Below are 12543 nucleotides of genomic sequence, written 5' to 3' on the forward strand. Positions count from 1 at the left end.
TATTATTTGCTCATGAATTCGCCTTGAATCAAAGCAATCTTTATCCATAAATCCATATATTTTTGCTGAAATGAAACAAGGTCTGTTGGATTACCCTTGTCATCATATATGTGTGTCTCAGGTTTGCCATTATCTTTTATTTCCATTGAAATTGCTTCTATCCCATTGTCATGATAGAATTTCAATGATTTCAAAACACCTTTATCGGTATTAAAAATACCCGTTTTGTCATCTTCTGTTCGTATTTCTCCGGTAAACGGTTTGTGATTGTAATACACAGAATCCTTTTCAAAACTTACTTCATTTATGTGTATCTTCTTTGTACACGAAGTTACCATTATCATGGCAATGGATATTACAATTAATATCTTTATTCGTTTCATTTTTAATTCGCTTTTTCTTTATCTGAAATGCCATCGATTTCAGTTAATTCTTTGTACATATCGTCGAGAGTATTGAAGAGTACATTGATATTAGCTTCGTTTCCACATGCTTCCACAAAGAGTTCTACCAAATCGTCACTTTCTTCTTTTAATACACTGTTGTTGATTAGTATATTTGTATTTATAAGCAACAATCTAAGTATTGTTATTTGGTTTAGACTTTTCTTACTTGGTTTTGCAGTTTTCAATCCTGCTGCATACGCTTTCATAATTGTTCTTACCATAAGCTGAATGGCTTTTGGCTCGTCAATTTCCGACAACTGTATGCCTTTTATATATTGTTCTAAATGCTCTGGTATAGTTGAGAACATTCCACCAAGAAGCAATTCCATATTTCTCTTGTATTCGTCAACTGTTGCTTCATAAAGTTTGGTTGTTTTACAAGCATATTTCAAGTAATCATTAACTGTCAGCTTCTTTTCTTTGGAAAGTTTTTGTATGTCGCTTTCAACTTTTTCTTCGTCAGAGTAATTAAGTCTTATAAGAGTCGGCAACATAATATCCATGAAATTGTTTCCTATTTCCTCGTAATGTTCGAGCATAGCTTGTTTGATATTGCTAGGATTATTCTTCTCATTAAAATCGTCACCAGGGTATGTACTGTCTACGATTGCAGTACCGAAAGCTTCGAAAAAAGCTCTTGTCAGTGCGGCTGTTGCTTGGTAGCTATTCACTTTCTTTGTCATAATCTTGTTGTTTTGGGTATAAAGTTAGCTTTTTTTCTTTATTGATGCAAGCCACGGCATCAATATTTCTTTTTAGTCCTTTGTATTTAGCTCTTTTTACGGCACTTCCTTTAAATAAATATCTATATTCTTCTTCAGTCAGGTTTTGCCATTTTTCTTTTGTCATATTTAAAAGCTCTTCCTTTGGTTGAAGTTCTGGAGTGTCGTTTGGTTGAGCGAATCTATTCCATGGACATGCATAGAGACATTTATCACATCCGTATATTGTGTCTCCCATCTCCTTTGCTAGCTGATAGCTTATTTCGCTACTGTTTTCTATTGTTTGGTACGACAAGCATCGTTCTGAATCAATTTCATTATATTCACTTATCGCATTAGTTGGGCATGCGTCAATACATCTATGGCATTTTCCACATCTACTTTTAATGGGTGTATCATATTTAAGTTCGACATCAAGAAATAATTCACCAAGAAAGAACATACTTCCTGCGTGTGGTATTATAAGTTGGTGATTCTTTCCAGTCCAACCTAATCCGGCCCTTTCAGCCCAATATCTTTCTAAAACAGGTCCAGAGTCAACGAATATTCTGCATTTGTTGGCTTGTGTATCTTTGGAATATAAATCATCTTCAAATCCAAATTTTTGGGCAAGCTGTCTTAATTTGTTTTTTATAATGTCATGATAATCTTTGCCAAGAGCATAGGCTGCAAGTTGATATTCTCCTTTTTCTATGGTCTTTTTAGGTGCATAGTTAAGAGCTACACAGACAATACTCTTTACCCCATTCATCAACAATCTTGGATCAAGTCGTTTGTCTGTGTAGTTTGACATGTAATCCATATTGGCATAATTGCCTTTTTGAATCCAGTCTTTTAAATGTTTTGCTGTCTCATCATCAACGGCTTCTGCTTTGGCAATGCCAAATGCAAAAAAGCCGAGGTTTTGTGCCTCGGCCTTTATTGCCTCTGTCAATGAGACACTATTCAAAGGTTTTGAATTCATAACCTTGTTCCTTTAACCATTTTATTGATTCAGGAAGTGCTGTCTTTAACTTGTCAATACTCTTTAGTGAATCGTGAAAAGTTATGATAGAGCCATTCCTGGTAAATCGTTTGACATTGTTTACAACATCATCGGCTTCAAGCCATTTTGAATAATCTCTTGTTACTAAGTCCCACATCACTATTTTGTATTTCTTTTTTAGCCACCAATATACGGAGTGTCTCATCCATCCATGTGGTGGTCTAAATAAGTGTGAGTGAATTAAATCATTTGCCTGATCGGTATTTTCTGCATAGGTTATAGTCCAATGCTTGAATGAGCCGAGATGATTGAATGTATGGTTACCAACCTGATGTCCTTCTTCAACGATTTTGTTGTATAGGTCATGGTGTCTCAATACATTTTCACCCACCATAAAGAATGTAGCCTTTACATCAAACTCTTTAAGAGTATTTAATATGAAAGGTGTGGACTCGGGGATAGGACCGTCATCAAACGTCAGATAAACTGAATGTTCTTTCTTATCCATTCTCCAAGTCGCACTGGGATACATCCAGCGCAGCCATTTTGCCGGTTGCTCTATAAACATATCTATTCTTTATTGTTGTGGCAACACACCGCCCTTGCCGCGATACATGTTAAACATATATTGGAATTGTTTACCTGTAGTTTTGGCGAGTTTTGGATCAATCATGTTAGCAACTTCATTAGCCTGTTGCATGATTGTCAATTCGCGTATGCAATCGTTCATTGACTGAGAGAAGTGATCGCTGCTCAATGACAGATACCAACCCATGTATTGTGTAGCATTCTTCCATACGTCATTAAACAACTTTCTGGCCTTTTCCTTCTTGCCAAGCATTGCATAGCATTCAGCCATGTCAAGACTTCCGCTCATGTAGTCGTTGGGAATGTTGTATGAAGGAAGAACCTTCTCGCATTTCTCAAGCACTTTAAGAGCCTTCGCATTCTTCTTCTCGATGATCAACTGTTTAGCGAGCTGCGCAAATAGTCTACGATGAGTGTAGCACATTCTCATTACAGTCTCGTCAATGTAAAGTCCTCTTGTCTCAAGACCGCCAAACTTATATCGATTCATCAGGTTGTTGTATGTCTTCTCTGTATCAAAGTTCTTTGCACCAGGTGCCGGTTTACCGTCAATGGTTGTTGTGAACGGAGTGATACGGTTTGCAAGACCTTCCTGTACGAAGTTGTTGCCAAGATTCATGTAGTTGTCTTCGCCAACTGTTAATGCCACGTATATAGGACGTGTCCAGTCGCATTGTGAAATCATCTCAAGCATCATAAGGTCACCCTTATAAAGAGCATCTTTCTTGGCTAGAGAAATAACCATCTTATCAGGTATTTTATTAGAAGCCATCATCATTCCGCTCTTCTTTACAGCTTCCTTGTTTATTGTTACATAGACAGTATCTGTAGGGATGAAATGCATATCAGGATTCTTTGAACGTACCCAATACTTCATTATATTCTTCAGTTCAAATGGATTGTCACCGAACTGCTTCTTTGCCTGGACGGGATTCTGTTTATAGAATTCTAGTATCTGTTTCTTAGCATCAGCCTGAATTGGTACATATTCATTTGTTCCAGAGCAGAAGTCGATTCTTGGCCAACTGATAGGGACAGCAGTAGATTTGTAAGCTGGACGCTTCATCTGGTCTATATACCAGTCTGTCTGTAGGTAACTTAAGTTACAAACACGTGCGTCTGTTCTTACTCCTTCAACTTCCTGATTATACCACAATGGGAATGTGTCGTTATCACCATTAGTGAATATGATCGGATTTCCCTTATCTTGTAGTGTCATTAAGTAATTTTGACCAAAGTCACGACATGTATATCTTCCACTTCTATCGTGGTCGTCCCATGTTTGGCTTGCCATCTGTATAGGAACAAGCAGAGCTAGTAATGAAACGATAGCAGCAAGAACAGGTTCGCTTATGTGAAGATACTTCTTTGATAAGTCGTAAATTGCTGCAACACCAATACCGCACCATATTGCGAATGCATAGAATGAGCCCGCATAAGCGTAGTCTCGTTCTCGCGGTTGCATTGGCGTCTGGTTAAGGTATATAACGATTGCAAGACCTGTCATGAAGAACAGGAAGAATACCACCCAGAATTGGCGAATTCCACGTTGTCCTCTCCATGCCTGCCAGAATAAACCGATTATACCAAGTAATAATGGAAGGCAGTAGAATACGTTATGCCCTTTATTATTCTTTAAGTCGTCTGGTAGTTTGCTTTGATCCCCTAGACGTGCTTTGTCAAGGAATGAAATACCTGTAATCCAGTTTCCATGTTCCAATTCTCCGTTACCTTGAATATCATTCTGACGTCCAGCAAAGTTCCACATAAAGTAACGCCAATACATGAAGTTACATTGATATGAAAGGAAGAATCTTAAATTCTCCAGTTGGCTAGGAACCTTCATATTTACATTTTCTCCACAGCGGTCATAAGCCACATTAGTACCGTCTACACCACCCATCCAGTCTTCGTATGCTTGTGCATGAGCTTGGTCATACATACGTGGGAACAACATGTTTTGGGCGTATTGGTATTTATTCTTATGGCTTACTATGAAGTAAGAGTCTTTCTCATTAGCGTTAGCTTTCTCTTTACGACTATAGATAGGTGCACCTTGAGTCATTTCAGGCTTGCACACGCTTCCGTCAACTTTCAGGGCTACTTGAGAAGTATATGCCTGTCCGTATAGCAGAGGACGATCTCCATATTGATCACGGCTCAGATAGTTTCCAAGTGTGAATATATCCTCAGGAGAGTTCTGATCCATAGGAGGGTTAGCTGCAGAACGAATCACTATCAGTGCATAACTAGAATAGCCTATCATAAGCATAAGCATGCATAGCAATGTGGTGTTCTTAGCTCGTGAAGTTACATAGCTTACTCGTTTTTTATCAACAGTATGCTTGTAGTTCAAGCCAAACCATAATGCGACGAGTACTACCACGCCTATTACGACTGAAGTCCATCCATATCCGTAGAAAGGAATGCCAAGCATAGCGAATGACGCTACGAATGATATGTTGCTACGTTTCTCGTTCGTATCAGAATAACTCTCGTATATTGCCCAAACAACAGTTGCTACAAGCAGTATAATATATACTATCTCACCAGTATTGAAAGGACATCCCAATACATTTACAAACAATAGTTCAAACCAACCTCCTACGGTTATGATTCCAGGAACAATACCGTATAAAACAGCTGCAACAATAACAAATGAGACGATAAGGGCTATGAGTGAGCCTTTGAGTTCCATTTTAGGGAACTTCCTGTAGCAGTAAACCAACACAATAGCTGGAATACAAAGAAGATTTAACAGGTGAACTCCTATACTCAAACCAGTCATATATGTGATCAATATTAACCAACGATCACTGTGAGGTTCGTCGGCATGGTCTTCCCATTTCAATATCAACCAGAATACGATAGCTGTAAACGCCGAAGAGTAAGCATAAACTTCACCTTCTACGGCAGAGAACCAGAATGTATCACTGAATGTGTAAATCAATGCGCCTACAAGTCCTGAGCCTTCTATTATGATAGTCTTGGCTGTTGTAAGTTCATTCCAATCCTTCACGATCAACTTACGCGTCAAATGGGTAATGGACCAGAATAGGAACATTATCGTCGTTGCGCTAAGCAATGCACTCATGGTGTTTACCATGCGAGCTACATGTGAAGGATTGCTTACAAACTGTGAGAACAAGTTTGCTGTAAGCATAAAAAATGGTGCGCCAGGTGGGTGACCGATTTCAAGTTTATAACCCGTAGTGATAAACTCAGGGCAGTCCCAGAAACTGGCTGTCGGCTCAATTGTAGAACAATAAACGAATGCTGCAATAAGGAATGCAAGCCATCCAAGTGCATTGTCTACTAATCTGTACTGTTTCATTTATTAAATATCAATAAGTTTGAATTTCAATATTATAGTATTTTGCAAAGATAGTATTTTAAATTGGAAAAGTATATACACGTATGTGAGAATGTTCTAATATTTGATTTTTTTTAAATTCTCAGGAAATGTTCTTCCAATTTTTGCATCGGCATATTCTTGTCTGCATGGTAATGCAAGCTTTTATTTACGCATGCAATATGCTTCACGTTATTCATTATCTCGGCGATGTCGTGACTTACAATTATTATAGCGCAGTACTTGTTTATCTCATTTAGCATTTCGTACATTTGCTCTTGAAATCGTTTGTCAATATATGTGTTTGGCTCATCAAGAATTAGTACTTCCGGGTTAGAAACTATAGCTCTAGCCAATAGTACTCTTTGTAGTTGGCCACCACTTAATGCTCCAATATGATTATGTTGTAGTTCTTCAAGTTCCATATCAATAATCGTTTGTTGAACTTGATTTAACTGTTCTTCCGTGTATTTTTTGAAAAGCTTCTTCTTTAATCCAGACAGTATTACATCGTACACTGATATTGGAAACTTTCTATCAATGTCTGTATATTGTGGTAAGTAACCAATATTGATATTATCCGTTTTTTTACCGTCACGATAGAATGTAACGCTTCCAGAATCTGGTTTCATCATTCCCAGAATGATTTTCATTAGCGTTGTTTTTCCGCCACCGTTAGGTCCAATGATGCCAAGATAGTCATCATCAAGAACTTTCAGTGAAACGTTTTCAAGTGCGATTTTCTGAGAATATTTTGCCGTTATGTTTTTTATGTCAATTATTGTATTGCTCATTTCAGTTTTTTTGCAATGTCTTCCATTTCTTTATTCCAATTATACGAAAGTGGATTTATTTCTACCTTTTTTGCATTGGTGCCTTCTTCTACAATTTCGGTATTACGATTTGCGAATTCTTTCTGTACAAAAAGAACTTTAACTTTTTTCTGCTTAGCTGCCGAAATAGTTTGTTGAAGTTGCGCCGCACTAGGTTCTCTGCCTTCTTCCTCAATAGGTATCTGCTTCAGTCCGTAGTCTCTTGCAAAATATGTCAATGCAGGATGGTATACAAGGAATGTAAGAGTTTTGTTTTTTGAAATACATTCTCTTACATTTATGTTTGTAATCTCTATCTTTTCCAGCAATTTCGTTAGGTTGTTTTTGAAATATATGCTGTCTTTGGAGTCAATCTCTGAGAGTGCCTTATAAATGTTTCTTGCAATTATTTTGGCATTTGATGTACTCATCCATACATGCGGATCTGTAACCCCGTTTTCGTTCTTTTGTAAGGTTATTCCTTCAGATGAATTTATGATAATAGTGTGTGGGGCATTGCTCTCAAGCTTCTTCATCCATGTACGCTCAAATCCAATATTACCAACCTTTATATACAGATCACTTCCTGAAAGCTTAACCATCTGTCTAGCAGTTGGCTCATAAGTCTCAGGGCTGCTCCCGTTGGGGACCATTGTAACTACATCAAATTTATTTCCAGCTATCTGTTCGGTGAAATATCTTAATGGTTCGATAGTCACCGTAATCATTCTCTGATTATTTTTTGATGGACTTATGCATGATGTTAGTGATAATACAGAGAATACCAATACAATATATCTTAGAGCTTTACCCAATGTTATGCTTATTATAGATATTGTTAAGTTTGACCTCATTAGTCCTAAAACGATAGGTATTGCATCTCCAACTACAGGGATGAAAGAAAAGAAACCCATCCATGCACCTCGTCCTTCCATAAATCGTTGTGCTTTCTCAAGGCTCTTTGGTTTAATGTGCAAATATTTTTCTATCCAATCAACGCGTCCCAGATGACCTATGGCATAGTTGAACATAGAACCAAGTACGTTTCCAATAGTTCCATAAATTATTAAAGGCCAAGGCTTTAGCCCTGCTGCTAATAATCCTAACATCACAGCCTCACTGCTGAAAGGAAGAATACTACCCGCTAAGAATGCGGCAATAAGAATGCCCCAATATCCCCAGTTAATCAGAAAGTCAATGATGGCATCCATAAATTGTAAGCTGTTATGAGTAGAGTTATTACTATTATTAAATGAAACGCTATATTAGTTATCCACGTATGTGTCAGCGTGATGAAGTGACCTATCAGTGCAGCAGTACTTATAATAAGTATTCTTAATAGAAAATCAAAGTGCTGAGGCTGAAGTATCGTGAATACTATGGTTGCTATTTCGAAAGCTATGAAACTTTCATATAGCATTCTTGTTTTTATTTTATCGTTGTAGCTATTACGTAAGAAATGTATTATACCTGTTATTCCTAGTATAGCAATGAATATGAATGTTACAGTTTGATGAGTGGTTATCATGCTGTAATCAAACAACTTCCCAAATTTAGCAAGTTCACAGAAATGATCAATGAATGGTTGCATATTGCCAGTTGATGCATAATATCCTGCCACAAACCAATATGGTATAATCAGTCCTAATATTGATGCAGTTATTGTTCTTGTGCTTAGTGCCAATATATTGGTTGCTAGTATAAACCATAATATAGGTACATAATATAATATTTGAACAAAGAAAATGCTAGATATGCCAATCATTGCAAAAGCATAGAATACTGAGCCTGTCCCACGCGGGTTTTGATAGGCATTAAATAGAAAAATGCATGTTGCAATGAATGCAACTTCAATAATAGCACCTTGTATTGATGGAAATAAGAATGAAGCCATAGTCATCAGTACAAGATATGAGCACGATACCATTCTGCTATATACTCGTATCAATGAGTAGCGATTGTTAAGAAATACCATCATTATGGTTGCAGCAAACAAAGCTGCGGTCTGTAACCACAGCTCTTGTTCTATAACACCGGCAGCTAATGTTGCCAGTGCTCCGTATGTTGCTGTAACAGGTAGCGCAAAACGACTTACTGCAAATCTTTCCTGTCTTCTTTTATTTCCCAATTTCTTGTTCCCCTATTTTATTATAGGTCTTGACCTATATCTCTTCTAAAGTATTTATCTTTAAATTCGATTTTCTGAGCTTCCTTGAAACTCTTTTGTAGAGCATCTTCCTTATTCTTTCCATAAGATGAAACCGCAATGACACGACCTCCATTGGTAACAATCTGACCGTCTTTAAGTGCTGTTCCGCTATGGAAAACAATACTTCCATCAACATCATTGATTCCGTTGATAGGATACCCCTTTACATATTCTTCTGGATAGCCACCGCTTACAAGCATAACACAAACAGCAGCTCTCTCGTCAAATTCTATTTCGCGTTTGTCTAAGTCACCTTTTGCTACACCATCAAATAGATCAACAATGTCGCTCTTCAATCTTAGCATCACACTCTCTGTCTCAGGATCACCCATTCGGCAGTTGTATTCAATTACCATTGGCTCGCCTTCTACATTTATCAAACCAAAGAAAATGAATCCCTTATATTCAATCCCTTCTTCAGCAAGTCCTTCTACAGTTGGTTTTATGATACGTGTATCCACTTTCTTCATCCATTCTTTCGTTGCGAATGGAACAGGTGTTACACTACCCATACCACCAGTATTCAAACCTGTATCATGTTCACCTATTCTCTTATAGTCTTTTGCTTCAGGCAGAATTTTATAGTTCTTTCCGTCTGTGAGAACGAAAACAGAACATTCAATTCCACTTAGAAACTCTTCAATAACAACTTGTGCACTGGCATTACCAAACATGCCGCCAAGCATTTCCTGAAATTCCTTTTTGGCTTCCTCAAGAGTTGGAAGTATCAAAACACCCTTTCCTGCGCAAAGACCGTCAGCCTTTAATACGTAAGGTGCTTTTAGTGTTTCTAGAAACTTCAGACCTTCCTCAATGTTTGTTCCATCAAAAGTCTTGTATTTTGCTGTAGGAATGTTATGACGTTCCATGAATCCTTTTGCGAAGTCTTTGCTACCTTCAAGAACGGCACCTGCCTTTGAAGGACCAATAACAGGAATGTCTTTTGTTCGCTCGTCATTTTTGAAATTATCATAAATTCCCTTTACCAAAGGATCTTCAGGGCCTACTACAACTATGTCGATATTATTGTCGACACAGAACTTCTTCAGACTCTCAAAGTCATCGGCTTTTATGTCAATGTTTTCTCCGCAGTTCGCTGTTCCAGCATTTCCTGGTGCAATAAATAGTTTACTACATTTGTTGCTTTGAGCAATCTTCCAAGCCAAGGCGTGTTCACGGCCGCCTCCTCCGAGTAATAATATTTTCATAAGTCTCTTTTTCGTCCTTATGATGGGACATTTATTAGTTTCATTTTAAGTAATCAAAGAAGTATTGAGATATCCTTTCGTGTAGGTGAGTACTCTGATGGCCTCTCATATTATGCGGTTCTCCAGGATATACAAAGAAGTCGGGTTGTGTTCCGGCTGCAATACAAGCCTTAAGGAATGAGAAAGCATGCTGAGGCACAACAACAGGATCATTTAATCCAATGATGATCTGCAACTTTCCTTTAAGATTCTTAGCTTTTGGTAGTAGACTACAATTAGCATATCCTTCAGGATTTGTCTGTGGAGTATCCATATAGCGTTCACCATACATAACCTCATACCATTTCCAGTCTATTACTGGTCCTCCGGCAACACCGACTTTGAATACATCAGGATATGTTGTCATCAGGTTTGTTGTCATGAAACCACCGAAACTCCAACCATGTACTCCCATGCGGTCTGCATCTACATAAGGTAAGGATTTCAAGAAATCAACACCTTTCATCTGGTCTTTCATTTCTTCTTCGCCAAGATGTCTGAATGTTACTTGTTCAAAGTCTTTTCCTCTGTTCTCGCTTCCACGATTGTCTAGGATAAATAGCAAGTAGCCTTTTTCTGCCATGTATGTTTCCCAGCCACGGCTGCAATAGTGCCAACGTGCATCAACATTGTGTGCATGAGGTCCTCCATAAACATATACGATTGTTGGATATTTCTTCTTTGGATCGAAATTCAAAGGTTTAACCATTCTGTAATACAAGTCTGTAACTCCGTCTGCGGCTTTTATAGTTCCGCACTCGTAAGTAGGAACAGTATATCCCTTCCAAGGATCCTCTGCTTTATAATAACTTGTTCTTTTACCATTCGCTGTATTTACTATTGCGATATTGTTTGGAATAGTTGGAGTCTGGTAACTGTCTACTATATATTGTCCGTCAGGACTTACACTGCCTGTATGCCAACCTTTACCGTTGTCGTCCATAAGCGCACGCTTGCCAGTTTCCAAACTTACAATGAATATGTTCTTTTGTATAGGACTTAATTCATTTGACTCAATAGTTATACTCTTGTGCTTTTCGTCAAAACCAAGAAAGTTTAATACTACCCATTTACCTTTGGTTATCTGTTTCAGTTGTTCGCCTTTATTATTAAATAGGTATAAATGAGTATATCCATCTTTCTGACTCCACATAATGAATTTGCTACTGTCCCAAGGAAGGAAAGTAATAGGGTGGAGCGGTTCTACATATTTCTTATCTGTCTCTCTGTAAAGTTCGGCAATTTTCTTGCCGTTCTCTGCATTATAGCTTACCAGTCTACAATCGTTTTGATCACGGTTTAACTCAAACATGTATATAGTCTTATTGTCAGGACTCCATGCAATATTTGTGAAATATCTATCTGTTGGGTCTCCTGCATCAAGATAAATGACTTTCCCCGTATTCACATCGTAAACACCAACAGTGACCTTATGGCTTTTTTCTCCAGCCATAGGATATTTTTCTGGTGCTGGTGTGGCAATTCTGCTTTCTCCTTCAGCAGGTTTCCAGTCTAATTCTGGAATGTTTACCAACGGGAAGTCTGTAACCATACTTTGGTCCATTCGGTAGAAAGCCAACTTCTTGCCGTCATTACTCCAGTATAAGCCTCCATTTATGCCAAATTCGTCGCGATGGACGCTTTGACCATATACAATGTTACGACTTCCGTCAGTAGTAAGTTGTTTGTCTTTACCTTTTGCGTTTACTACGTGTAACTGCCAATCTTTAACGTAAGCTGTGGCTCTAGAAGTGTAATTGAAGTTACTAGCCTGTGTGCTTCCGTTGAAATTATTGTCAGTGTGCCAGATTTCCTTTTTATCTTTCCAGTCAAAAAGCATCTGTTTCTTACCGTCGTTAAGCAAAACTTGTGTCTTGCCTGCAACAGGAAACGTAATATTGTACAAATGGTGCAGATCCATTCCGCTCCATTTGTTGATATTCTCCAATGAGAAAAGTTCTGTTTCTATGCCTGTATTCTTGTTAACGATATAACAATCCTCAACATCTGTTCTGACAAGTTCGTTGCCCCACCAAGTTGTATATCGGTGCTTTGGAACCATGTTATGGTAGTTGTTACCACCAAAATTTAAATCTTCTAATGTTAGCGTCTTCAATCCTTGAGCATACGTAGTTGTAGCAATCATCGCTAAGATAAAAACAAATATCTTTTTCATAATTAT

At 37.9% G+C, this 12543-nt stretch carries 10 protein-coding genes; all 10 read right to left on the reverse strand.

The features are described 5' to 3' along the window. Window positions 1–2 precede the first annotated feature (2 nt). Window positions 3–383, reverse strand: a complete 381-nt coding sequence (locus prwr041_RS09085) for a hypothetical protein (protein ID WP_237072194.1) — start codon at window positions 381–383, stop codon at window positions 3–5. A gap of 2 nt (window positions 384–385) precedes the next feature. After that, a complete protein-coding gene (locus prwr041_RS09090; protein WP_207153488.1) occupies window positions 386–1129 on the reverse strand; it encodes a hypothetical protein in 744 nt (247 codons plus the stop codon). Continuing rightward, window positions 1110–2132: a tRNA epoxyqueuosine(34) reductase QueG gene (gene queG / locus prwr041_RS09095; protein ID WP_207153489.1), complete on the reverse strand. Its 1023-nt coding sequence runs from the start codon at window positions 2130–2132 to the stop codon at window positions 1110–1112. The genes prwr041_RS09090 and queG overlap by 20 nt, the downstream gene beginning before the upstream one ends. Next, window positions 2110–2721: a polysaccharide deacetylase family protein gene (locus prwr041_RS09100; protein WP_207153490.1), complete on the reverse strand. Its 612-nt coding sequence runs from the start codon at window positions 2719–2721 to the stop codon at window positions 2110–2112. Before prwr041_RS09100 ends, queG begins: the two co-directional genes overlap by 23 nt. A gap of 9 nt (window positions 2722–2730) precedes the next feature. Beyond that, complete coding sequence (locus prwr041_RS09105) at window positions 2731–6075, reverse strand: glycosyltransferase family 117 protein (RefSeq protein WP_207153491.1); 3345 nt, start codon at window positions 6073–6075, stop codon at window positions 2731–2733. Between the two features lie 113 nt (window positions 6076–6188). Beyond that, window positions 6189–6887: a metal ABC transporter ATP-binding protein gene (locus tag prwr041_RS09110; RefSeq protein ID WP_207153492.1), complete on the reverse strand. Its 699-nt coding sequence runs from the start codon at window positions 6885–6887 to the stop codon at window positions 6189–6191. Further along, window positions 6884–8116, reverse strand: coding sequence for a metal ABC transporter solute-binding protein, Zn/Mn family (locus prwr041_RS09115; RefSeq protein ID WP_207153493.1), 1233 nt, complete (start codon window positions 8114–8116; stop codon window positions 6884–6886). Before prwr041_RS09115 ends, prwr041_RS09110 begins: the two co-directional genes overlap by 4 nt. Beyond that, a complete protein-coding gene (locus tag prwr041_RS09120; RefSeq protein WP_207153494.1) occupies window positions 8092–9033 on the reverse strand; it encodes a hypothetical protein in 942 nt (313 codons plus the stop codon). The genes prwr041_RS09115 and prwr041_RS09120 overlap by 25 nt, the downstream gene beginning before the upstream one ends. Before the next feature lie 20 nt (window positions 9034–9053). Further along, window positions 9054–10322, reverse strand: a complete 1269-nt coding sequence (gene purD, locus prwr041_RS09125; RefSeq protein WP_207153495.1) for a phosphoribosylamine--glycine ligase — start codon at window positions 10320–10322, stop codon at window positions 9054–9056. A 40-nt stretch (window positions 10323–10362) separates the two neighbouring features. Beyond that, on the reverse strand, window positions 10363–12537 hold the full coding sequence (locus prwr041_RS09130) for a S9 family peptidase (protein ID WP_207153496.1): 2175 nt from the start codon (window positions 12535–12537) through the stop codon (window positions 10363–10365). Between the last annotated feature and the right edge of the window lie 6 nt (window positions 12538–12543).

The organism is Prevotella herbatica (assembly GCF_017347605.1).
Lineage (GTDB): Bacteria > Bacteroidota > Bacteroidia > Bacteroidales > Bacteroidaceae > Prevotella > Prevotella herbatica.